This is a genomic window from Paenibacillus chitinolyticus, assembly GCF_045038035.1.
In the GTDB taxonomy this organism is placed as follows: domain Bacteria; phylum Bacillota; class Bacilli; order Paenibacillales; family NBRC-103111; genus Paenibacillus_F; species Paenibacillus_F chitinolyticus_A.
This window is the reverse complement of record NZ_CP173427.1, coordinates 2,406,927-2,429,468: the sequence shown is the minus strand read 5'-3', so window position 1 is coordinate 2,429,468 and position 22,542 is coordinate 2,406,927. Positions and strand designations below refer to the sequence as shown.

21 protein-coding genes are annotated in these 22,542 nt (G+C 54.5%); 5 read left to right on the top strand and 16 right to left on the bottom strand.

What is annotated here, in order from left to right:
- Window position 1 precedes the first annotated feature (1 nt).
- Window positions 2–2,851, bottom strand: coding sequence for a 2-oxoglutarate dehydrogenase E1 component (locus tag ACI48J_RS11205; protein ID WP_405082794.1), 2,850 nt, complete (start codon window positions 2,849–2,851; stop codon window positions 2–4).
- Between the two features lie 307 nt (window positions 2,852–3,158).
- Window positions 3,159–3,980 (bottom strand): MBL fold metallo-hydrolase, encoded by an 822-nt coding sequence (locus tag ACI48J_RS11200; protein ID WP_326050366.1) that lies wholly within the window; start codon window positions 3,978–3,980, stop codon window positions 3,159–3,161.
- Between the two features lie 210 nt (window positions 3,981–4,190).
- Here ACI48J_RS11200 and ACI48J_RS11195 point away from each other — a divergent pair, with 210 nt between their 5' ends.
- The 5 genes from ACI48J_RS11195 to ACI48J_RS11175 all read left to right on the top strand — a co-directional run bounded on the left by ACI48J_RS11195 (window position 4,191) and on the right by ACI48J_RS11175 (window position 9,425).
- The gene (locus tag ACI48J_RS11195; RefSeq protein WP_326050364.1) at window positions 4,191–5,669 is read left to right on the top strand and encodes a spore germination protein; all 1,479 of its coding nucleotides are present in this window, start codon (window positions 4,191–4,193) and stop codon (window positions 5,667–5,669) included.
- 10 nt (window positions 5,670–5,679) lie between these two features.
- Window positions 5,680–6,762, top strand: a complete 1,083-nt coding sequence (locus ACI48J_RS11190) for a GerAB/ArcD/ProY family transporter (protein ID WP_405082793.1) — start codon at window positions 5,680–5,682, stop codon at window positions 6,760–6,762.
- Complete coding sequence (locus ACI48J_RS11185) at window positions 6,755–7,852, top strand: Ger(x)C family spore germination protein (RefSeq protein WP_326050361.1); 1,098 nt, start codon at window positions 6,755–6,757, stop codon at window positions 7,850–7,852. Before ACI48J_RS11190 ends, ACI48J_RS11185 begins: the two co-directional genes overlap by 8 nt.
- A 196-nt stretch (window positions 7,853–8,048) precedes the next feature.
- Window positions 8,049–8,696 (top strand): metal-dependent hydrolase, encoded by a 648-nt coding sequence (locus ACI48J_RS11180; protein ID WP_405082792.1) that lies wholly within the window; start codon window positions 8,049–8,051, stop codon window positions 8,694–8,696.
- A gap of 66 nt (window positions 8,697–8,762) precedes the next feature.
- On the top strand, window positions 8,763–9,425 hold the full coding sequence (locus tag ACI48J_RS11175) for a sensor domain-containing protein (protein WP_326050358.1): 663 nt from the start codon (window positions 8,763–8,765) through the stop codon (window positions 9,423–9,425).
- Between the two features lie 38 nt (window positions 9,426–9,463).
- Here ACI48J_RS11175 and ACI48J_RS11170 read toward each other — a convergent pair whose 3' ends face one another.
- The 14 genes from ACI48J_RS11170 to ACI48J_RS11105 all read right to left on the bottom strand — a co-directional run bounded on the left by ACI48J_RS11170 (window position 9,464) and on the right by ACI48J_RS11105 (window position 22,517).
- A complete protein-coding gene (locus ACI48J_RS11170) occupies window positions 9,464–9,655 on the bottom strand; it encodes an antitermination protein NusB (RefSeq protein WP_326050357.1) in 192 nt (63 codons plus the stop codon).
- A 167-nt stretch (window positions 9,656–9,822) separates the two neighbouring features.
- Window positions 9,823–10,101 carry a protein tyrosine phosphatase gene (locus tag ACI48J_RS11165; RefSeq protein WP_405082791.1) on the bottom strand — a complete coding sequence of 93 codons (279 nt, stop codon included), beginning with the start codon at window positions 10,099–10,101 and terminating at the stop codon, window positions 9,823–9,825.
- Window positions 10,102–10,153: 52 nt separating this feature from the next.
- The gene (locus tag ACI48J_RS11160; RefSeq protein ID WP_405082790.1) at window positions 10,154–10,702 is read right to left on the bottom strand and encodes a hypothetical protein; all 549 of its coding nucleotides are present in this window, start codon (window positions 10,700–10,702) and stop codon (window positions 10,154–10,156) included.
- A gap of 13 nt (window positions 10,703–10,715) precedes the next feature.
- Entirely contained in the window at window positions 10,716–11,306 is a 591-nt protein-coding gene (locus tag ACI48J_RS11155; protein ID WP_405082789.1) for an AAA family ATPase, read from the bottom strand.
- Window positions 11,307–11,342: 36 nt separating this feature from the next.
- Entirely contained in the window at window positions 11,343–11,480 is a 138-nt protein-coding gene (locus tag ACI48J_RS11150; protein ID WP_405082788.1) for a hypothetical protein, read from the bottom strand.
- A 151-nt stretch (window positions 11,481–11,631) separates the two neighbouring features.
- A complete protein-coding gene (locus ACI48J_RS11145; RefSeq protein WP_405082787.1) occupies window positions 11,632–12,054 on the bottom strand; it encodes an immunity 22 family protein in 423 nt (140 codons plus the stop codon).
- 39 nt (window positions 12,055–12,093) lie between these two features.
- The gene (locus tag ACI48J_RS11140; RefSeq protein WP_405082786.1) at window positions 12,094–12,717 is read right to left on the bottom strand and encodes an MSMEG_1061 family FMN-dependent PPOX-type flavoprotein; all 624 of its coding nucleotides are present in this window, start codon (window positions 12,715–12,717) and stop codon (window positions 12,094–12,096) included.
- Between the two features lie 147 nt (window positions 12,718–12,864).
- Window positions 12,865–14,301, bottom strand: coding sequence for an erythromycin esterase family protein (locus ACI48J_RS11135; RefSeq protein ID WP_405082785.1), 1,437 nt, complete (start codon window positions 14,299–14,301; stop codon window positions 12,865–12,867).
- 128 nt (window positions 14,302–14,429) lie between these two features.
- Window positions 14,430–15,866: a multi antimicrobial extrusion protein MatE gene (locus ACI48J_RS11130; protein ID WP_405082784.1), complete on the bottom strand. Its 1,437-nt coding sequence runs from the start codon at window positions 15,864–15,866 to the stop codon at window positions 14,430–14,432.
- Between the two features lie 206 nt (window positions 15,867–16,072).
- A complete protein-coding gene (locus ACI48J_RS11125) occupies window positions 16,073–18,199 on the bottom strand; it encodes an MMPL family transporter (protein ID WP_405082783.1) in 2,127 nt (708 codons plus the stop codon).
- A 33-nt stretch (window positions 18,200–18,232) separates the two neighbouring features.
- Window positions 18,233–19,702 (bottom strand): NAD(P)/FAD-dependent oxidoreductase, encoded by a 1,470-nt coding sequence (locus ACI48J_RS11120; protein WP_405082782.1) that lies wholly within the window; start codon window positions 19,700–19,702, stop codon window positions 18,233–18,235.
- Entirely contained in the window at window positions 19,699–20,442 is a 744-nt protein-coding gene (locus ACI48J_RS11115; RefSeq protein ID WP_405082781.1) for a methyltransferase domain-containing protein, read from the bottom strand. The genes ACI48J_RS11120 and ACI48J_RS11115 overlap by 4 nt, the downstream gene beginning before the upstream one ends.
- Window positions 20,429–21,577 carry a type III polyketide synthase gene (locus ACI48J_RS11110; RefSeq protein ID WP_405082780.1) on the bottom strand — a complete coding sequence of 383 codons (1,149 nt, stop codon included), beginning with the start codon at window positions 21,575–21,577 and terminating at the stop codon, window positions 20,429–20,431. The genes ACI48J_RS11115 and ACI48J_RS11110 overlap by 14 nt, the downstream gene beginning before the upstream one ends.
- A gap of 355 nt (window positions 21,578–21,932) precedes the next feature.
- Complete coding sequence (locus tag ACI48J_RS11105) at window positions 21,933–22,517, bottom strand: YdcF family protein (RefSeq protein WP_405082779.1); 585 nt, start codon at window positions 22,515–22,517, stop codon at window positions 21,933–21,935.
- Window positions 22,518–22,542 lie beyond the last annotated feature (25 nt).

Genomic DNA, 22,542 nt, shown 5'->3' with positions numbered 1-22,542 from the left:
ATTATTCCGGTTGTTTAAGAGCGAGCGAGATAATCTGGTTATGCTCGTACGTATGAATCTCCTGGAAGCCGCTGGCCGGGCTGGAGCGGTCAGGCAGACCTGCGTAACGCACGTTGACTTTATCCGGCGCAAGGGAACGGATTCTGGATTCCATGAAGTTCCAGGAGCCCATGTTCCGGGGTTCTTCCTGTACCCAGACGATTTCTTTCAGTCCGGGGAACTTCGCGATGATATCCGCGATATCCTGTTCCGGCAGCGGGTAAAGCTGCTCTACGCGGGCAATATGAAGCCACGAGAAATCGCGGTCTTCGGCCGTTTCAAGCGCTTCTTCCAGATCGATCGCCATTTTACCGGTGGTCAGCACAAGACGTTTCACTTTCTTCGGCTGATTGCCAAGACCTTTCTGTTCCATGACCGGCAGGAAGGAGCTTTCGCTGAATTCCTTGCCGTCGGACGATACGCGCGCGTTACGGATAAGGCTTTTCGGCGCCATAATAACGAGCGGGCGAGCCTCTTCGCGTTCCGTAATGGCAGCCTGGCGGCGGAGAATATGGAAATATTGCGCCGCGCTGCTCAGGTTCGCGACCGTCCAGTTGTTCTCTGCGGAGAGCTGCAGGAAACGTTCCAGACGGGCACTGGAATGCTCCGGTCCTTGACCTTCGTAGCCGTGAGGCAGAAGCATCACGAGACTGGATTTTTGCTCCCATTTGGAGCGGCCCGCGGAAATGAACTGGTCGATGATTACCTGCGCCGCATTGGCGAAATCGCCATACTGGGCTTCCCAGATCACGAGGGTTTCCGGCGAATAGACGTTATAGCCGTATTCGAAAGCAAGGACGGAGCCTTCGGACAGCGGGCTGTTGTAAATCGCGAACGATGCGCGCGCCTGAGGCAGCTTGTGCAGCGGCGAGTAGGTCGAGCCGTTCTTCACATCGTGCAGCACGAGGTGGCGGTGCGCGAACGTTCCGCGGCCTACGTCCTGTCCGCTGATCCGGATCGGCTTGCCGTCGGCCAGGATCGAAGCGAACGCCAGCGTTTCCGCGAGCGCCCAGTCTACCTTGCCGCCTTCGTTAAGCGCGTCTCCGCGGCGTTCCAGGATACGCTGCAATTTCGGGTAGACGTTGAAATCTTCCGGCCATGTAATCAGCTCGCGGTTGATTTCCTGCAGTTCCTGAAGCGGAACGGCCGTCTTGATTTTCTTAAGATCGTCGAAAATAGCCGGCTCGGCGACACGCTGTCCCTTGCCTTGGTGATTTTTAACGACTTCGTACGCTTCCTGAAGCGTGCTCTGGATGTTCTGGATCATCTGCTGGTAGCCGTTGTCGTCTACAAGCCCTTCCTGCTTCAGCTTTTCGGCATACAGGACGGAGATCGTCGAATGGTTCTTCACTTTGCCGTACATCAGCGGCTGAGTCGTTTCCGGATCGTCGTTCTCGTTGTGGCCGTAACGGCGGTAGCCGATCAGGTCGATCAGGAAGTCTTTCTTGAACCGGTTGCGGTATTCGCAAGCCAGACGCGCCGCTGCAAGACATGCTTCCGGGTCGTCCGCGTTGACGTGAACGATCGGAATCTCGTAGCCTTTGGCCAGGTCGCTCGCATAGTGAGTGGAGCGGGAATCCGTGCTGTCGGTCGTGAAACCTACCCGGTTGTTGACGATAATATGGATCGTTCCGCCGTTCTGATAACCGGTCAGTTTCGTAAAGTTGAGCGTCTCGGCAACGATACCTTCACCCGGGAAAGCGGCGTCGCCGTGCATGACAATACAAGCCGCCTTGTTCAGATCCTGTTCTGGATAGCCGGGATTTTCGCGATTATCTTGTGCCGCACGCGCAAAGCCCTCAACGACTGCGCCTACAAACTCCAAGTGACTCGGGTTGTTCGCGAGTGTCAGCTTGGCTTCTCTAGTTTCGCCTTCCTTGATTGAGCGTCGTGCACCCAGGTGGTACTTTACGTCCCCTGTCCAGCCGTAGTTGATTCCTGTGGAACCTTCGGACGGAATGATGTCTTTGTTCGGCGCATGATGGAATTCCGAAAAGATCTTCTTGTACGGCTTGCCCAGAATGTGAGCGAGCACGTTTAGGCGTCCGCGGTGAGCCATCCCCATCAGAATGTGTTCCGCTCCGTCGTGAACGACTTCATGAACGATTTCGTCTAAAAGTGGAATAAGTACGTCCGTACCTTGCAGCGAGAAACGCTTCTGGCCGACAAATGTGCGGTGCAGGAAGTTTTCAAACTGCTCTGTCTGTACAAGGCGGTCCAGAAGCTTGGTGCGCTCTTCTTTCGTCAGCGGCTCGATAGATGCGCCCGATTCCGCTTGACGGTTCAGCCAGTTACGCTCGTCTTCTTCATGAACATGGCTGAATTCAAAACCGATCGATTGGGAATATCTTTGACGCAGGCGCTGGATCGCTTCCCAGCCGTTCGCCACGTCGGACGGAGCTTCTTCCCAGACGATTGATGCCGGCATAGCCATCAGATCTTCTTTGGTCAGGCCGTATGTGCCCGGCTCAAGCAGTCTTGTATCCGGGTTGGTGCTCAGACCCAGCGGGTCCAGGTTGGCAGCTAAGTGCCCGTATGTGCGAATATTCCACACCAGTTTGCCGACGGCGACGACTTTCTTCAGCACGTTCGGGTCGCTGGTGGTAGTGGTTCCTGCGTTTGCCTGACCTTCGGATTGGACGGTTTGTACCGATGCCGGAGGCGCTCCAAAACGCGCAAACAGGTCCCGATAAGCTGCTTCCACAGAGTCGGGATCGTTCAGATACTGCTCATACTTCTCTTGAATGTAACCTAGGTTCGGCCCGTAATAAGATTCCCAGGGCCATCGACTGCCTTCCACTTCATTCCTCATAGCTGTAATTTTCCGCCTCACTTTTAAGATATTAGTTCTGCTCGTATAGAACATCCTAGCATAACAATAACGATAGCCTTCCTCGTCGAGAATTTCTTCTCAATTTCAGGTATCGTCATCAAATGTGGAAATTACAATACTTATTATAATGCAGTCTATAGAAAAGTCCAAAAAAATTGCGCATTTTGTCACAAGAGTTCACAATTTAACCGGCAATTATGGCTTTTTTGGTAAAAACCTCATAGATTGCCGGTTTTTTCGACAAATTTTCAGACAATTTACCTTAAAAAAAGAGGGTTTTCAGCCGTTATTTCTTCTCCGGCATCGCCCGTTCTTCGAAATGTTCAGAAAGTGTTCGCAATCCTTCCGCCAATTCTGGTCCGGAAACCGGTCTTCCGTGTCCGGTGACGGCCAGAGACGGCTGCAATCCTTCCAGAAACCGGACGGAGATTTTGGCCGCTTCCCAGTCGGTCGTAAAATATTTCGGGGGTCCGTTTACCTCCGGCGTCTGCATGATCACTTTATAAAGCGATTCCTGCTTGACGTTCACGAAAGCGTCCCCCGCAATCAATGCCTTATCCTTGTCCCGGAAAAGTGAAATATGCCCGGGTGTGTGTCCCGGCGTATGAATCCATCTCCAGTCCTGCATGTCGGGGATGGAGCCGTCCGACGGGAGCTTGCGCAAATAGCTGCCCAGGTCGATTCCTTCGTTCGGGAAAGTGGGCGACATTTTCGCGACAAGCCCGCTGTCCACGTCGGGATCGGCCGGGGGATAGTCCTGCATGCCGTTCAAATAAGGAATTTCGAGCTCGTGCGCGTATACGGGCACGTTCCACCGCTTGACCAGCCGGGCGATGGACCCGACATGATCGAAATGACCGTGGGTCAATACAATCGCGCGCGGAGGCACCGTCCCGAAACGCTTTTCCGCGGCTTCGACAATGTCGTCCGCGGAGCGCGGCATTCCCGCGTCCACAAGAACCCACCCCTGCGGGCTGCTGACTTCGCCCACAAATACGACGTTCACGATCTGCAAGGTGAGACAATAGATGTCCGGGGCGGCCTCGGTCCCTTCCCCACTCTTGACGGACGTGACCGGCATCCTTTTATCTTCAAACGGATTTTCCATCTGTTCGGCTCCTTTCTTATTCCGCAGTTTTCCAGAAAACGCAGCGCCTGCTTATACTTACCCCATTCAACATAAAAAAATCGGTTCCGCTCCGGGCTTTTCTATGAATTCTCTTGGAGCGGAAGTGCGTTAAAGCGCAAAATTTGATAGGAGGTATAAATCTTCCCTCTTTTCACAAAATAGGAAAAACCGGCGGAGAGGAGATGGGCTATGCTTTTCAAAAAATGGATGCGTTTGTTGTCCGGCACGAATCCCCCTTCGCCCGTTATCCGGCAAATTCATGCCGTTCCTCCTGTGCTTGACACGATCAGAGAACAGTTTAAAGATTGCAGCGATCTGACCGAGCGGGAATTTCCGGAGCTCGAGATCACGCTTTTTTATTTTAAGCACATGGTCAGCCCCGATTTGTTCGAGCGCGAAGTTCTGACTCCCCTCGAAAATATCCAGGCGGACGAAACGGACGAGCTGCTGAAAAATTCGATTTTTATCCGTGTGACCGAGGAAAAGCTGCTTATCGAAAAAATCGTAAGCGGCTGGGCCGCTCTGTTCGTCAAAGGGACCGCCTATACCGTCGATATTTACGGGCCCGAAGTCCGCGCCATCGAACAGTCGGAGACGGAAGGCGTCATCGTCGGCCCCCACGACGCTTTTACGGAATCTCTGGAAGCGAACTTGTCTCTCATCCGCAGGCGGGTGAAAAGCAACCGTCTGAAAGTCCAGACGTTGACCGTAGGCGAGGTTACGAAAAGCAAAGTATTCGTCCTCTATATCGATGGAATCGCCAACATGGAGTACGTCAACACGATGACGCAGCGTATACAGGCTATCGAGACGGACGCGATCTTCGATGCGACCATGCTCGTCCAGCTCATCGACGATTTTCCCAACTCGGTGTTCCCGGTTATGCTGAACACGGAACGCCCTGACGTTGCGGCCTCCAAACTCGTGGAAGGCAAAGTCGTCGCTATCGTCGAGCAGAGCCCGTCGGTCATCTGCGGACCGACTTCCTTTTTCGAATTTTTTATTTCACCGGACGACTATTACAGCCGCTGGGCGGTCGGCACCGCGACCCGCTTGCTGCGCTACACGGCCTTTATCATCACGATTTCGTTCACGGCTCTCTACGTCTCCGTTACGACGTACCACTACGAGATGATTCCGGACAACCTGATCACGACGCTGACGGAATCACGCAGCCGCGTTCCGTTTCCGCCGGTTTTCGAGGCGCTCCTGATGGAAACGACGATCGAACTGCTCCGGGAAGCCGGAGCCCGGCTCCCGACCAAAATCGGACAGACGATCGGCATCGTAGGCGGTATCGTCATCGGGCAGGCGGCCGTCCAGGCGGGTTTTACGAGCAATATCCTGATTATTGCGGTGGCTTCTTCGGCGATAGCCTCTTACGTGATTCCGAGCTATACGATGAGCGCTTCCATCCGGCTGATCCGCTTCGGTCTGGTCATCGCGGCAGGCGTGCTGGGCAATTTCGGCCTGATGGCCGGTATCGCCCTGGTTATCATCCATCTGGCCAAATTAACGAGCTTGGGCGCTCCTTACACCATGCCGGTCGCCCCTATCAAATTAAAGGACTGGAAAGACATCTTTATCCGCGCTCCTTTCTGGAGCCTGAAAAGCCGGCCGGCCCAATCCTTATCCATAAACAAAAAATACAACAAGCTCAAAAAGTAGGTGGTCTGATTTGTCCAGGGAGAAATTGTATACCCACCATGCCGGGTTTCTCGTTTTTAATACGCAGATGGGTGTCGTCTTCTTCACTCTCCCCCGGATTGCCGCCACCTATTTCGGGACGAACGGATGGATGTCCGTACTGCTCGTCGGTGTGATCGCCACCTTCAATATCTACCTGATTTCGCTTGTCAACAAGTACGGAAAAGGAGTGTCGTTCTTCGAGATCGTGGAGAAGGCGATTCCCAAGTGGGTGCTGGCGCCGCTTTACCTGTTCATGACCGCCGTGTTCAGTATGGTCGGATGCCTGGTGGTCAAGCAGTATGTGCTCATTTACCAGCTTCTGATTTTTCCGTCTACGCCCGATATCGTGTTGAAGCTGGTGGTCGATCTCCTTGTTCTGCTGCTGCTTCTCAAAGGAATTTACACCATTTCGAAAGCGAACATCATCTTCTGTCTGCTCTTGCTGCTGCTCGTTCCGATATTCATCGCTTTCACGACGGAGTTCGATTCGGTCCGTCTCACAACTTCCTTTTTCAAAGACGGGGAAAGCATATCCAAGGGATTCGTCAAGATGTACAGCGCATTTATGGGTTACGAGATCAGTCTCTTCTTCATTCCGTACGCAAGCAAAAGCGTCAAATGGATGCGGGGAGTGTATATCGGAAATTTCGTGGTCACGTTCGTCTACACGACGGTGACTTTCATCTGCTACGGCTTTTTCAGCTACATCCAGCTTAAACATCAGTCTTTCCCATTGCTGGACCTGCTCGCTTTTTTGAAATTTCCGTTTATGGAACGGATTCAAAATTTCCTGTACAGCGTATTTCTCATTTCCGTTATCGTTACGGCGGCCATGTACTTCTGGAGCGGAAAAGAAACGTTGAAACGGCTTTTTCCCAGAATAAAAGGAACCTACCTCATCGTCGCCATTATGCTGGCCACTTTTTTCATTTCCTACATTCCCCAAACCCTCATCGTCGTGGAAGAGTGGTTCGGCTATCTCAGCGTGATGATGATTTTTCTGGCATTTTTTCTTCCCGTATTCGCTCTCGTTGTCTTACTTTTCCGTAAAAGGAGGCAGCCCCATGTTTAAACCGCGGATTCTTGTTCTTCCTGCCCTCTTCCTTCTAGCAGGCTGCGCAAGGGACCAGAACGTCCTGGAAAAGATCGGCTACGTTCAATCCGCCGCTTATGACTGGGCACCCGGCAACAAAATGACGGTAACCCTCAGCATCCCGGTTATCGAGAGAGAATCCGGGGACGGGCACGAAGAGGTGCTAACGATTACAGCTTCAAGCAACAAAGCGGCGAAAAACCTGTTGTCCAGGAGAACGAGCCGGACGCTGGTCAGCGGTCAGCTGAGAAACCTGCTTTACGGCATTCAACTGGCCAGAACCGGGCTGCGGCAGCATATGGATGCTCTTTTGCGCGATCCCTCCATCTCCAAAAGAGCGAATATCATCCTGACGGAAGACAAAGCGCACGATATCATCGACCGGGACTACCCGGGGCATCCCAAAACGGAGCAATATATAGATAAGCTGCTGCAAAAAGAATACCAGCTTCAAAATATGCCGCGTATTCTCCTCCATCAATTTGTCCGGGACTATTTTGATGAAGGCATCGATCCCATCGCGACCATCATCCGCATGACCGGAAAGGATCTGGAGGTCAGCGGGATCGCTTTATTCAGAAACGATGTGTATGTCACGAAGCTGCCTACGAAAGACATGATCTTTTTCAATCTGCTGTACCAAAATCAGAAACAGGGTGAATTTTCATTCGCCCTGAACGACGAGGAAGTTAAGTCGATCATGTTCAACGCCATCACCAGCAAGCGGAAAATTAAAATCCGCAAAGACGAGAAAGGCGTTATACACGCGGACATCCGATTAAAAGTCCACGGGAGCGTGCTTGAATATAGCGGCAACCTGAATTTGAGCACGAATGAGCGATCCAAGGTCGAGAAGAAGGTAGCCGCCTATATATCGGAGCAGTCCGAAAGGGTGTTTTCCTTTATGCAGGAAAACGGCACAGACAGCATCGGGCTGGGCCGGTACGTCCGGAACAAGCTGGGGTATGCGGAGTGGAAGAAGCTGGACTGGGAAGAGACCTATCCGGCTATACAAGTTCATGTCACAACCGATTTCCTTATCAAAAATTTCGGCAATTTCTTTGATTGAACGCAGACAAATGCAGGAAAAGGCGCGGCAGCCCGTTTTGACGGGTGCCGCGCCTTTTTCTCGCTTTCTCCGAAGTCCGATTATCCGCCGATGTGCTTATTTTTCCTCCGTGCCTTGTGCGTAATGAGCTTTCCTTGTATACTGTTTTAGCAAACATACGTTTGCATTCTATCATCGTCAGTCAAACGGAGGCATTATGAAAGGTTCAACTCATCTCGCAATCGGCACTGCCATCGGACTTGCCGCGTCCGCTTTTCATCCTTTTACCCCAACGAATTTTGCGGTGTACATATCGGTGGCCGCTTTCTCCGCATTAAGCGCGGATCTGGACGGTCCCAGCATGCTGAGCAGCAAGCTCGGCAAAATTTCCAAATGGCTGCGCGAAGTGTTTCTGTGGGGAGGCGCTTTGCTTGTCGCGGCCGTGGCCTATCTCTTTTTTACGAAGCATCAGTTTTACCCGGAACGGATGACGATCGCGGTCATGATTTTTCTGATCGGCTTCGTGACCAAAGAAGGGATTATCCGCAACACGCTGGTCAGTCTCGTCGGAGCGGGCCTCATTTACTGGGGCTGGAATACGCAAATGAGATGGCTGATCGGACTCGGCGCTTTTGTCGTCTGGGCTCCCTGGTTGAAACACCGCGGGATGACGCACACGGTATGGGCGCTTGCGGCTTGGGGCGCCATCGGTATGGAGCTGGAGAACCAGCTGAAGCTGGAAGGCATTATGATGGTCGCAGTCGCGGGCTACTTCTCCCATCTGTTCGCCGATACCTTAACGCCAAGCGGCGTCAAATGGCTGTATCCGATCTACAAAAAGTCTTTCAAAATCCCGTTTCTGTAAGTTTTGAAGGGAATCGTCCTCCATCGTCGTCTTATTAAACAGATCACATAAGGACGGTGGAAGACATTGAATAAATCACCAGATTTCACGGCGTCGTTTTTTTATTTGCTTGCTCTACTTCCCATGGGACTGTTCGGCTTCGTATATGCAGTCGTAGGGATAGCATTATCCATCGGGCTTATGCCGGTTTTTATCGGATTTCCGCTCCTTCTGTTTGTACTGCGGACGAACCGGAACCTGACGGATCTGGACGCCCGACTCGCCTCCCGGCTGCTTGGCCTGGAACCGCAGACCAAGGCGGAAACGTCCGGCAACATTCACCGGGGAGAACGGAAGTCCTTCTGGGCCCTGCTCGGCGCGGAGCTGGTCGACGCAAGATCGTTCAGCGCGCTGCTTTGGCAGTTCATCCGCCTGCCGCTTGGCATTCTCGCTTTTGCGTTCGCGGTCTCGATTGCCTCGGTCGTCCTGGCTCTGCTGGTTTCTCCGATTGTGTACTGGGTTCTTCTCCAGACCCTCCACATCGATATATTTCATGATCAGCTGAACTTCTTCCTGATGAACGAACGGATCGATTCCATGCAGCTTTCCCTGATCCATACGGGAATCGGCATCCTGGCCGCTCCTGTCGGCGTGATCGCTATCCGCAAACTGGCCCAGTTCATGGGCTCTATCGCCGTAGAGATGACCCGCATCGGCGCGCCGGCGTATCATCCCGCTCCCCTCCGATAATAAAAAGAGCTGTCTCCCTTAGGGAAGACAGCTCTTTTTTAGTACATTCTTTTCCGCTCTGGGTCCTTCGGAATTCTATCCCAAACGACAATGAGCAGAGTAGCCAGCGGCCCGATCAGCAGCGAAATGAAAAACCAGTTTGATCCGCTCCTGTTTTTCCCTTGAGCCAGACCCGCATTGATGAGCGCCAGCGTCAGCCAGCCGATCCCGTTTTCCCCGTTTACCTCCAAAGTCGCGTCCCTCCATTCCCCGCATGCTTGACCTCCAGGAAATAATCAGAGAAATCAGCGATTCATTTCCCGGGCAACCGCATAAAACGCTAAGATAAGCGTTCAGATGACATCCTTCTCCAAACGCTGTCCTTCCGCTGCACAAATGCAGCCTGCACGCCGAAAAATCATCCGTTTTCCGTGAGAGGAAAATAGTCCGATACCCGGGATTCCAGAAGTTCGACGAGCTCCTCGTCCATAAATCCGTACTCGTCCGGAATCTCCAGGCAAATCACCCGCTTCTGTCTCACGACGGAGCCGAATTTATCCTCAATTCTTCTTTTATGCTTCTTCTCCATGACGAAAATAACGTCCGCCCAGCCGACGTGGCCTTCGGTCACCTTAATTCGCGCATTCTGCTCCGTTCCGGCGGAACGGACCTGCCAATCTTTTACCCCGTCAAACACTTTCTCGGCCGTTAAGCTCCGCCACCTGTTCCGGCTGCAAAGAAATAATAGTTTAATTGTCCGCCTCTCTCCCTCGTACCGCGAAATTCAGCAGGAGCCTGCCTTCGCGGATGTCGCTTACCAGATTTAATGCCGAAATGCTGACAAACGCCAGGCCTCCGTATTCAAACAACTCGGCCCCTTTGTATAACGATAGGGTACGGTAAAGGCTGATGGGCTCGCGTCCCGGAAAGCGGAACGTATACTCGTTCTCCTCCTGGGTCATTACGTTTTTAAAAACCTGTACGGACAAGTATAATTCGCCTTCCAGACGAATGAGAGCATATTCCTTATGACTTCCCGGATAAACGTTAAAATCCGCAGACTCTACCGCATATTCCGGCGAATATTTCATCATCAAGTGGAGCTGGTCGCCCGTTACCGGCAGTCCAAGCGCTTTGAGATACGCCGCCTGTTGAAGATCCACAAGCCTAGACAAGGACATGAGGACGAAGCCGCCCACCAGACTGATAAACGCCGCCGGCAGATTGCCTGCCGAAAAAGAGAAAAACGTTCCGAACACGAGCAGAAACAAGCCTGTAATGCTTTGAATGGTCGTCACGGCGACTTCCTTCCTAGAACCGGATTTGTTTAAGCTGGGTCAGCAGACGGTCGGCCTTCTTCCGGATTGTGCTCCTGTTGTCGGGGAGAAGCCGTATCCCGGCAATGGCGGCGATTCCCTCGCTGACTTCACCGATCGTCAAAAAATCGGTATCCACGTGATGTTTGAAAACTTCCTGCGAGAGTCCCTCCCTGCAGCGGTCAATCTGACGGGCCGCCCACGAATTCGCGCCTTCCCCTCTCGATCTTAATCGTTTGAGCAGCGTTTCCTTGGACGCGCAGAGGGCGAAATGGTGAACGGTCCTATTATTCCGCCGGAGTCTTCCCACGATCTCGTCGAAATAAACCGGGTTGACGAGCGTCATCGGAACGAGGATAACGCCGTCAAATTTGCCGCTTATGTAGTCCAGCATCCCGTAATTGCTTTCCCGCCACATCGGATAATCCTGAAAATCATCCAGCGCCGTGGAAAGAGGCACATTTTTGCGTATAAAAAACCCCGCATTTTCGGGATCGTATAAAAACGAGCCGGGTATCCGTCGGTGCAGCTCGTGCGTCGTTTGGGACTTACCGGAGCCAAAGGCGCCGTTCACCCATATAATCACGGAATCACCCGCTTTCCTAAAATGTGCGGAGGCCGCTCAGCTCTCCAGAGTCAACACGGCCGCCGAGAATTTATGCGGAATAGGCAAAATCGGGTCAAAGCCGGACAAGCTCCGCAGCAGTTCGCCGCTCACCTTCATGCGGAGTTCCTTGGATTCAAATACGGAATTGATCACGATGAGGCTGCCCCCTGGCATCAGATGCCGCCGGATACTATTCCGAAATCAATTGTCATGTCGTTTCACCTCTGCTATCTGCCTTACAGGCAAAAGCACACGATGTAAAAATCATCCTTTTTAATCAGCGGGATAACAAAAATTTTTCTCCTTATTCGTACTCGGCCATCCCTGCGAATACAAGACGGTTTGCGCCGGGCGCGGAACTTTTTCCCCGGTTCTTTAAGGGATAGCCGAAATTGTAAAGGAGCACCACCGTATTCCAGGCGCCTCCCTCCGGGAGACTTTGCGATACGAACTCAGGAATGATCTTTTCGTCGTACGAACATCCTTCCAGCAGCTCAGCTAACGAAGAGGTTTCTTCCCCGACCCGATAGGCTTCGAAAAAATCTTCGTCGAACCAGCCGATTCCGAAGTCGGCGCAAAATGCCGGCAATACGCTTTCTCCGTCTTCATCATACGTAAATTCGGTATATTGCCTGAGGTCTTCATCCTCGCCGAACTGTCCCACCCATAAGGAAACAATGCCGGGGCGTTCCCCGGTAAGCTCCTGTTCTTCCTCGGTGTTTGGCATTAAACCGACCTCCTATATGCCCAGAGTATGCTGAGAGTCTCAATACATCCTCTTCTCATAGCTGTCCTTTAACCCTTTGGAAACCTCATCCGCCGTAATGTCCGGACGATTGGCGTGAGCGGCAATCATTTCCGGTACGGAGGGCAGCGCCGCAGGCCAGGTCTTCGTATCCCACAGCTCGGACCGTTTAAACGCTTTCGCGCAGTGGAGAAAAACTTCTTCCACCTCGACCCCGATCGCCAGCTTCGGAATCTTGCCGTGCGCCTCAAGCGGAGCGAGCAGACCGGGATTTTTCGTCAGACAGGCTTTTCCGTTAATCCGCAAGGTTTCTTCCAAGCCCGGTATAATAAAAATGAGTCCGATATGCGGATTCTCCAGAATATTCCGGTATGTGTTCATGCGCCGGTTGCCTGGCCTTTCGGGAATAATCAGATGATGATCGTCCAGCACCTTCACGAAACCGGGCGCGTCGCCTCTCGGCGAAACGTCGCAATTTCCCCAGAGATCGGCCGTCGACGCAAACAGGATAGGCGACAGACCGATAAATTCCCGGCAGTGCCGCTCCATATAAGTGATTTTCATCGCTTCCACGATTTTGTTGGGGTACCCCAGCATCTCACGCAATTCCGCCTCGGCTTCGATCCGGTCCTCAAAATAATACATCTATCCAACCTCCTCTCCTTGGAACAATTTTACTTTATTTTTGATTATATCGGATTTTATATCTCACTTGCATCTTTTCAGGTTAAACGAAAAAAAGCCGGTCATCTGCCTAAGCGGATTCCGGCCGTTCATTATGGGAGGGCAGTGCTACTGCGAACCCTGTTTACCGCGTATGTAAGACGGCGCATGGACCGTATCGATAAGCAGCAGCCCGTCAAACTGGTCGCGTGGAATAAAGCTTTCCTGCATTAATCCCCAATCGAGTGAGAGACGGGGTTCAAACATCCAGGAAGTTCCCGGTTTGTCTTTACGGTATTTGATATCTACGAACGTATAAGGATGCCCGTACTGCTTCAAAATGTCTTCGAGCGAACCCCGTTCCGGCTTAACGATGGGATAGCTCTGCCCCATATTGTTGGCGGCTTCGCCTTGATACGTATACAGGCCGATCACATAGCTCTGTTTCTTTAGACGGGCCGGCATGCTCTCGCCCATAAGGCTCAGACCCGAGTAGGCCGAATTTAAAACCGCCGAGTTTTTCTTCCGAATATGTACGTTATGTCCCCAGACAATGATTTTCTTGTCCGGATAAACTTGTTCGGCAAGCCAGGTCAGATTAGCGGCCATCATCTCGTCACGCATCCTAACGGTTTCCTGGAAGGGGACGATATCGTTCTTCTTGAGCGCAAGGTTGCTGCGGATATTCGCTTCGGTATATGTACGGATGACCTCGATGCGGTCATCCAGAACGCGCTGCGTCATCTCGATCAAGTGCGGGTTACGGGGATAGTCCGCTTTCAGCTTGTCGGCGTTCTCTTTCACAAACGTTTTCATGCCCGCATACGTTTCCAGCAGACGCGGTTTCGCCTTGGCGTATCCCGCTTCGTCTTCACTGAAGCTCCAATCGCCAAGCTCCCGCTCCGCATCCGCGAACGCTTCGGCCAATTTGGCGTCTCTGGACCCGATCCAGTCACGGACGAACTCCGAATACGGGGACTGAATTTGCATATCGAATCCGCTCAGGATCAAGGGCTTGTCCGTTGCGAGAGTCTGCTTGATATAGTCGAATAGAGGCAGCGTTTCCTTGGACCACCACACTCCGAAAATGGCTTCTTTCATCATTTGTTCCGGAGTCGAATCGGCGCTTTTGGCAAGGGCGGCGGACGCATTTCCTAGTCCCGATTCGAAAGCGATGACATCGTAACCGAGCTCCTGGTGCAGGTATTGAATGAGACGGACTTTCGAAGAGCTGTATTCCGCCGCCCCATGCGTGTTTTCACCGAGGTAGACCAATTTTTTGTCGATCAGCAGCGGTTTCAGAAATTCCAGATCCTTAAACCGGTCTTTTTCTATGATGCCTTTCACGCTTGCTTCAGGCTGGATGCGGTCCAGGGCATACGCGTGGCTTTGAAGCCAGTTCGCCCAGTTGCGGCCGTACTGCTCCGTTGTTCTGACTGCGGGCGGCTTGCTGTCCGCAGCGGTATCGGCGGCTGCCATACCCGCAGCGGGAAAAGCGCAGACGGCGGCTATCGTCAAGGCGACGGTCGTTTTGATGGTTCTTAGCTTCAGATGATGTAAATACAAAAGAAATTCCCCCCTAGTAAGTAAGCCGGTAAGTAAAAGCGTCATGAGGATGACCACCTTTATGCTAAACCTTGCCATTTAAAAGGAGGAAGGGGTTTGTTTAAATTTCGTTTAAATTATTGAAAGGATTAGACGGATTTTTCTCGCGGGGCGCTGCCGCTTACGAGCGCTTCTCCCCTGCCGCGCTTTACCGCAGCGAATACGACGATACACTCAGCCAGCGTTCCGACTGACTGGGCAAACGCACCGATTGCCCCGTTCCAGCCCGGCGTGATCACAATCAGCAGAACAAGCGAGACGAGCATCACGGTAACGTTGGCCGATTGCGAATAGACCATCGTCCTCGTTTCCCGGCGCAGCATAAGAATCCCGTTGCCGTAATCGAGCCAGGGAAACACAAGCGTGAGAATCATAAACACGCGCAGCGTTTTGATCACTTCCTCCATCAGCCGGTCGCCGACACCGATGACTTCGTTCAGAAACCAGGGCCCGGCATCCGTATAAGCAAGCAAACCGATCAGAACGGACGGGATAAAACTGATGACCAGCACGAAACGCTTGACGCGTCCCGGATGAATCCGGTAGAAATTCAGGACAATCTGATGAATATACGAAAAAAAGCTTTGGACGAGCTGCGTCAAATTGGAGGCGACCGCGAACGCCGCGATAGCGATAACGGCATCTCCCGCCTTGCCGAGTAAAGCGTTTAGCGAAGGTCCGATCACGACCGCAATAAACGACGAGAAGAGGAGCGGCTTGTAAAAGCGGAAAACATCGCCCGTTTTTTCAATGGTATGCCCCGGATTCTTCTCCGGTATTTTATGCTTAAGCAGCGCACTGCCCTCCCACACCGCAACGGCGCTCTCGATCACCATGCCGACGAGGAAAATGATCGCGCCCACGCTGCTTCCGGTAACTCCGTGTACCCGTATGTAATACTGCGCGACGAGATACATGCCGACAAGACGGACGACCATGCCGATCGTGAGCCAGAACGTTCTTTTGTTATAAATAATCAAGCCGTGGTAAAGGCATCTCAGCCCGGAAAACAGGCTGACGAACATAAGAATCCGGTAAACGTTCAGAACGTTTTCGAGCTGTGCCCCGCCGATTCCGAAAACGGCGCCCATCAGCCATTTTCCGGGCGGTAAATAAGACAAGATCAGTCCGGCCGCCATAATGGACGCGAATACGTAAAACGCGACCCGCCGCATGGCGCGAAACGAGACCCGGTCGCGGACAAGCGCGGAACATGTCTGCCTGAGCAGCACGGCCGGCTTCTCCGTTATGCCCAGAAGGCTCATCGCAATGGCATATCCCGCGATAACATGTTCGGGATCGGGCGCCCGGGCAAGCGTACTGTTAATGATCGAATGGGACATCGTGACCAGACTGGCCGCTATGCCGAGCGGTACGAAGAAGACAAGCAGCTTCCAGAAGGTAACCGCTTCATGAGCCGGGGACACGCGCTCATCTCTCCGGTCTGAGCCGGCGGAAACTCCGTCCGGTTCGGCTTCCTTGAGACTTCCGGTTTCCTGTAAATCATCGGGTTCATCATCTGACATAGCGCTGCTCCTCACTCACGAAGTTTAGACTAGAGATCAAGCGTAAGGCACAAAGTTACTTCGATTGTAGCATAAATAAACGCCCATCCCCCCGATATAGTTATAACTTCGTAAAAAGTGACAAGTATTTCTTATTGAAAAACAACCTCAATCCCTTATAAACACACAAAAAAACCGCAGGAGCTGCGGTTTCGCACCTTTTGTTTTTAGGGCGCCCACCAGTTCCACCGGCCCAGAAGTTTCATTAAGGCAGGCACCAGAATCATGCGGATCAGGGTGGCATCCAGAAAAATGGCCCCCGCGATACCGGTCCCCAGCTGTTTAACCCCCGCTACGTCCGCTCCCGCAAACGGAAGCGTGACGGCGATCATGATCGCCGCCGCCGACGTAATGATCCGGCTTGTGGAGGCCAGTCCGGCTGCAACCGCGTAATCGTTGTCCTGCGTCTGCCGGTAAACCTCGGCAATTCGGGCGACCAGGAACACCCCGTAGTCCATGCTGATGCCGAAAACAAGGCCGAAGATGAATACGGGAATCATGATCGCGATGGAGCCGCCGCCATCGGCCACCCCTTCCTGAAAAATCCAGGTCAACAAACCGAATGAAGCGGTAATGCTGAGAACATTCATCAGAAGCGTTTTAAGAGGAATGAATACGGACCCGAACGCCTTGTACAGCAGGAAAAAATTCGTAACGAGGACAAACAGCAGCACTTTATGCAGGTTGGTAAAAATGGCGTCGTACACTTCCTGACGATACTTGGTCTCACCGCCCAGTTGAAACGGAATCTGCTCTTGATTGCCCGCCGCCTCCCATTTGCGCAGCCACTGTCTCGTTGCTTCCGAATCGGGATCGGTGCGAAGGTAAACGTCCAGGACCAACTGATTTTGATGAAAATAAAAGGGAAGTAAAGAGGCTTCGTGACGGACACCCGGCTTTTCAAGAAACAGAGAGAGCTGTTCACCGTTCATGCCCGGTCTGGAGAAAACCGAGTCCACCCGGATTACTTGCGGGTCCCGCTGAAGCCGCTGAAACAGCCGGTAAGCATGCTGCCAGTCAAAACGTTGTCCGCTGTGCGCACCGGCATCTTCCGCACCCAGAAGAAGGGTGGCTTCCGGTGAAGGAAAACGGGCGGCCAGCTGTTCGGCTGCGGTGCGCGATTCCGTCCCTTCGGGAAGCGAAGCCGCATCCGGAACCGCCATCTTCATCCGGCCCGCCGGCAGGATGAAGATGAAAACGATCAGGATGGCGAGCAGCGCCAGCCGCAGGGGTCTTTTCATAACGGCCGCAGACAAGCGATGCCAGAACCGGCCGCCGTTAACGGGAAACCGGGCGTCGTTCTCCGCTTCAATCCTTGTCCGCAGCAAAGACAACACCGCAGGCAGCAGCGTAAATGACAAGAACACGGAGACAGTCAGGACGGTAAAGGCAGCCCACGCGACCGAGGCGAACATCGGAAGAGGGATGAACAGGATGCCGAGCAGGCCAAGCGCCACGCAACCGGCCGAATACAAGACCGCTCTTCCCGAAGTCCGCATAGTAAACCGAAGCGCCGGTTCGGCCCTGCCGCAGCTCAGTTCTTCCCGGTACCGGCTCACGAGCATCAGGGAAAAATCGATACTCAGCGCCAGCCCCACCATCGGAATGACGTTGAGAACGAAATTGGACAAATCCGTCACCATCCCGATCCAGTAAACGATTCCCATCGCGACTACGGTGGAAACCAATCCGAGTAAAACCGGAATCAAAGCGGTCGCCGCTCCGCCGAAGGCTATCCACAAGATAAGAAACGCAGCGGGAAGCCCTATCAGCTCCGCTTTTCTCATATCTTTTTCGCTAGCCGCATTCACATCCGCCTGAACGACCGGCTTCCCGGTGAGCTTCCACGCGAAGCCGGGATGAACGGGCAGGCGTCCGCGCAGCTCACCCAGCACCGCCTGTTCGTTTCGTCCGGTAAAGCGGATGTCCAGCAGCGCGTAGGCCTTACCGGAACGCAGCATCACCTCCTGATCCAGGGGCGAAACGATCCTCTCCAATCCAGGCAAGCCCTCGGCATTGCGCAGAACGGAGCGGATATAAGCTTTAAATTCCTCCTTCGGACCCGGCGCGTTCTGCTCGAACCAAAGAACGACCGGCTCGGCAGGCCGGTTAAAACCCGCGTCCAGCCGCTCCCGGACCGTGCCGAACGAGCCTTCGGGGTCGAGTCCGTGCCCCTGGAGCACGGAAGGAAGGTTGAGCGCACAGCCCCCGAAGAAAACGAGGCAGGCCGCCCAGCAGGCAAGAATAATCTTCGGATAGCGGAAAGAGAGGACAGCCAGTCTGTGCAAGCCCATGCCCTCCTCTCATTTCCGAATAGGTACCGAAGATTAGTATTCTCCTTCCGGCTTCAGCCGGGTGGCCTCCAATAATCCGGAGGCCATGCCCGGCGAAAGCTGCGCAAGACGCAGCAGCAAGCGCACCGCGGCCGGACTATCGAGGGAAGACTGAAGCAGCCGTCCCCACCTCAGCGGCCTCCCGAACGTCCGCTTAACGGCGCGGACGTACTGCTCTTCCCAACCGGCAAGGCTGAGCTTCCCCCGCAGATAGTCGTCTGCCAGGGGGGCGCACAGCCGCGCCGAGCGGAGGGCCATGGACATGCCGTCTCCGCACAGCGGGGGAATCATCGCCGATGAATCCCCCAGGCGCGGCACCATGTCCCAGGGGTTCAGGCGCCGGTTCAGCTTCACCGGCGCGACCGCTGCCTGTGCACCCGGCACAGGCAGACCCCGCTTCAGCTTCGCATGAAGCGGAGGGCACCGCTGCGCGGCGGCTTCCAGCAGGGCGAGCACGCTCTTGCCCGCGCCGCGGAACGCATCCCGCGACAGCAGCGCGGAGACGTTGACGAGGCCGTCTTCTATGGGGCACAGCCCCAGGTAGCCGCCGGGAAAGAGATACAGCTCGACGACCGGCCCTATCTCGATTCCCGTGTAATGAGATTTGACGCCCATATAGTCGGGGGAGCTGCGTTTCCACGCGTTCAGGGCTCGGCGGGTACGTCCCTCTCGGGTGGAGCGGGCTTGTTTTCCCTGGGTTGCCGGGGTTATTGGGTCTGTTGGGTCTGTTGGGGTTGTCTGGATTGCCGGGGTCGCCGGGTCTGTCGTGTTTGCCCGTTTTGTCCGGTTTGATGAGCTAGCCAGGCTTTTCTGATCTGCCGGGTCCAGCAAATTTAACGGCATAAAAGAATTTAACGGCCTCTCCGTCTCCATTCTTGTCAGGATCGACGTTCCTTGTGACCCCTGCAGACTCCCCGGCCCTCCGGAAAATCTCCCCCCGCCGTAGTCACCCGGGCAGCAAGCACCGGTTACGAGAGCCTGCCCGTTCGCTCCCCAGGCGGCAATAACCGTGCGGGCCCGGATGACCTCCATGCCGTCCTCTCTCTTCACTCTTACCTCGCAGCTTTCATCGGCGAGCCTCGTAACCGAGAGAACCGCCGCTGAGGTCAGGACCCGGGCTCCCGCCGCTGCGGCAGCCTCATGCAGCGCTTCGTCAAGCCGGAAGCGGCTCAGTCCCATAGCGGTTCCCGGCAACGGGATGTCGACATGGCCGCCTTCCGCGGAAATCAGCCGCGCCCGCTCCACCCGGGCAGGGCGAAGGGCCGACACGCGGTCCAGCAGACCGGCGGCATCCAGCGTCTGCCGGACTTCCGGCGACAGAAACTCCCCGCACACCTTATGGCGGGGAAAGCGGTGCCGGTCCACAAGCAGCGTCCGCCATCCTTTCTCCGCCAAGCTTTTGGCGATAAGGCTTCCGGCTAAGCCCGCACCCAGAACGGCAACGTCCGTCTCGGTTACGTTCATGGCTTAGGCTCCGTTCCCGCATCCGGCTGCTGCCGGGGAATCACGACCGCATAACGGAACAGCGGTCTCCAGGAGACGTGATAACCGGGCGTCTCCAGTGCTTTCCCGAGAACGGACCAATCCTCAGGCGAGAAGCCTTTGGCGACGGATAGCGGTCCGTCATGGCGGATGTAGCGGTTTCCCGACAAAACGCGGGAAGCCAGCCAGACGGCGGACCAGGCCAGCCAGTGACGGTGAATATCGTTAACGGCGACGCCGAGGCGGGACGCACGGAGCATCGTGCGAACGACACCTGGGAGCTCGTCCGGGGAGAAGTGATGGAGAAACTGGGTGCCGGTCACAATATCGGCGCAGCCTTCGGGAAGCTCGAACAAACTGACCCGCCGGATCTCCACTCTCGGTTCGCCGCGGAACATACGCCGTGCCTCTTCGCAGGCTTCTTCTGTAATATCGCATAAGGTGACGGTCACGCGTATCTTGCGGTCGTCCGCCCACCGGAGCACGTGACGGTTAACGTCGCCCGAGCCGGAACCGATATCAAGCACGGACAGTTCTGGCGGCTTTCCGGCTGCCGTCCACAATTTCTCGATCCCGTACAGGGTCGGGCCGGACGCCGCAAACAGACGGTTGAGCCTGCGGAGATGCCGTAAAGCCTCCGTAAGCTCGGCTCCTCCGCAGGTGAGATCATCCATATACTCCGCTTCCGGCGAACGTCTGCGCAAGCGGTCAAACGGCGGCATCCGCTGTTTTCTCCCGCGCAGCGCCTACCGGTATGTAGGTGAACCGGATAAGCTCCGCCGTAAGGCCGGGGCCGAAGGCAAGCGCGATCCCGTCGGCGGCATCCGCCCTCGCCGTCCGAAGCTCCGTCCGCATCTGCTGCAGGACGAAAAGAATCGTTGCGGAAGAGAGGTTCCCGAAGTCCCGCAGCACTTGTCTGCTGGGCGCAGTCTGCTCTTCAGTCAGGCCGTATACCTGCGCGACCGCATCCACGATCCCTTTGCCTCCTGGATGAATCGCCCACAGCCCGGGAAAGTGTTCCCCGTCCAGCAGTTTACCGATCTCCTGCGGAATCCGGTTCGTAATGAGCTTGGGAATAGCCGGGGACAAATACAAGTCGAAGCCGAAATTGCCGACTTCCCAGGTCATTTCCTCCGCCGCTTCCGGAATGAGGACGGAACGGTGATTCCCCAGCCCGAATATCCCCTGCCGCGATTTTCCCGTGCGTCCGATTACGCAGGCGGACGCGCCGTCCCCGAAAAACGACGCTCCGAAAAGAGCTTCTTTACAGCCGGACGGCTGTATATGCAGCGTGCACAATTCGACGCTAACGATCAGCACGTTCGCCAGCGGATCGGAATCCGCTATTTCGCGAGCCAGGCATACGGCACGCAGTCCTGCCGCGCATCCGATGAATTGAAGCGGAATCCGAGAGACTTCCCTGGACAGGCCTAGCTCTTGTACAAGCGAGGCGTCCAGTCCCGGCAGGAACTGCCCCGTACAGCTGACGGTAATCAGATGTGTGATGTCCGAGACCGAAATACCGCTGTCCGCCAGCGCCTGTCCGGCCGCTTGACGCGCCAGCGGCACCGATTCTCTTTTATAAACCGCCATCCGTTCGGCAGTCGACGGGATAAGACCCGGCTCCGTATCCGGCAGATAGCGGCATGAAGAAGCCGGCGCCAGAAGACCGGGTTCGCAGGTGTACCGGGTTTCAACACCGCACTGTTTGAAGAGCCGTTTGGCCCAGCGGGCGGAATCGGGATAACGTTCCAAAGCCTGTGCCAACCGGAGGACTACTTCCGATTGTTTCAGCGGGTAGGCCGGAACTGCCGTGCCTATGCCCAGAATTGCGGTTGCGGGAGTCGTCTGGTCCATCTACCGGTTCATCTCCTCGTCTATAAATAGGCCAAATCGGCCGAAAACAGCGAAAACGGCAGGCCGGTTCTCATGTTCAATCAGCCTTATACTCATCTGTATTCACAGCGGGCGAAGCTTAGTACAGGCTCTCCGTTTCGGACGCAATTATTGCCGTGCCGCTCCATAGCGAAGTAACATGCGGCTGATCGCCTTATGTGAGGCCCGGCATCGCGTGCCGGGAGCCTTGCGCGGCGCGGATGCAGGCTTGATTTTTTTGCACACCAGCGTATTCGCAAGGACGTGTATCCGGGACACCCGGGCCATGCCGTTCCCGCCAAATAAAAAAAAGCCGCAGAAAGCGCGGCTTTTACACTTATGAATTTTTGCCGAAAAAATAGCCGGTTAACTTCAGATACTCCGTGAAAGTAACCATCAGGCTCTTGTTGTTGCCCCACCATTTCCGGGGAGTAAAATTTTTATCGGGGGCGGCCGCGTAATGCAGCCGAATGCCGGAATCTTTGAACGCCCGGTCGAAAAGGAGCTTAACCCTTCTCATATGGTAGTCCGAAGAAACGACGGTCACGGATTTGAACGCATGTTTCTCGATGACTTTTTTGGAAAATACCGCATTTTCATACGTGCTGTCCGCCCGGTCCTCCAGGACGATAGCTTGCTCGGGAACGCCAAGTTCCATCGCGTGTTCTTTCATGAGATCGGCCATTCTGCTGTTCCGGTACACTTCGCCTCCGGAAAACATGAGATACGGGGCAACTCCGTTTTTGTACAGCTCGGCACCTTTCTCCGTCCTTTCCCCCCTGTCTCCCGAGAGAACGAGGATCACATCGGATTTAACCGGTTCTTCCGTATAGACAAGGAAAGAACCCGCGTTTTTCACGGCGATCATCAGGACAACGAACAGTCCGAAAGCGAGTATGAGTTTAATTTGTTTTTTCGTCAAAAAGCCTCACTCCATTTAACGGGTC

Excerpts from the sequence above, each read along its gene's own strand:
- ACI48J_RS11145 (WP_405082787.1), bottom strand. The coding sequence starts at position 12,054 with ATGCCAAACACCGAGGAAGAACAGGAGCTTACCGGGGAACGCCCCGGC.
- ACI48J_RS11120 (WP_405082782.1), bottom strand. The coding sequence starts at position 19,702 with ATGAACGTAACCGAGACGGACGTTGCCGTTCTGGGTGCGGGCTTAGCC.
- ACI48J_RS11180 (WP_405082792.1), top strand. The coding sequence starts at position 8,049 with ATGAAAGGTTCAACTCATCTCGCAATCGGCACTGCCATCGGACTTGCC.
- ACI48J_RS11200 (WP_326050366.1), bottom strand. The coding sequence starts at position 3,980 with ATGGAAAATCCGTTTGAAGATAAAAGGATGCCGGTCACGTCCGTCAAG.
- ACI48J_RS11110 (WP_405082780.1), bottom strand. The coding sequence starts at position 21,577 with ATGGACCAGACGACTCCCGCAACCGCAATTCTGGGCATAGGCACGGCA.
- ACI48J_RS11205 (WP_405082794.1), bottom strand. The coding sequence starts at position 2,851 with ATGAGGAATGAAGTGGAAGGCAGTCGATGGCCCTGGGAATCTTATTAC.
- ACI48J_RS11140 (WP_405082786.1), bottom strand. The coding sequence starts at position 12,717 with ATGTATTATTTTGAGGACCGGATCGAAGCCGAGGCGGAATTGCGTGAG.
- ACI48J_RS11130 (WP_405082784.1), bottom strand. The coding sequence starts at position 15,866 with ATGTCAGATGATGAACCCGATGATTTACAGGAAACCGGAAGTCTCAAG.
- ACI48J_RS11185 (WP_326050361.1), top strand. The coding sequence starts at position 6,755 with ATGTTTAAACCGCGGATTCTTGTTCTTCCTGCCCTCTTCCTTCTAGCA.
- ACI48J_RS11195 (WP_326050364.1), top strand. The coding sequence starts at position 4,191 with ATGCTTTTCAAAAAATGGATGCGTTTGTTGTCCGGCACGAATCCCCCT.
- ACI48J_RS11115 (WP_405082781.1), bottom strand. The coding sequence starts at position 20,442 with ATGCCGCCGTTTGACCGCTTGCGCAGACGTTCGCCGGAAGCGGAGTAT.
- ACI48J_RS11125 (WP_405082783.1), bottom strand. The coding sequence starts at position 18,199 with ATGGGCTTGCACAGACTGGCTGTCCTCTCTTTCCGCTATCCGAAGATT.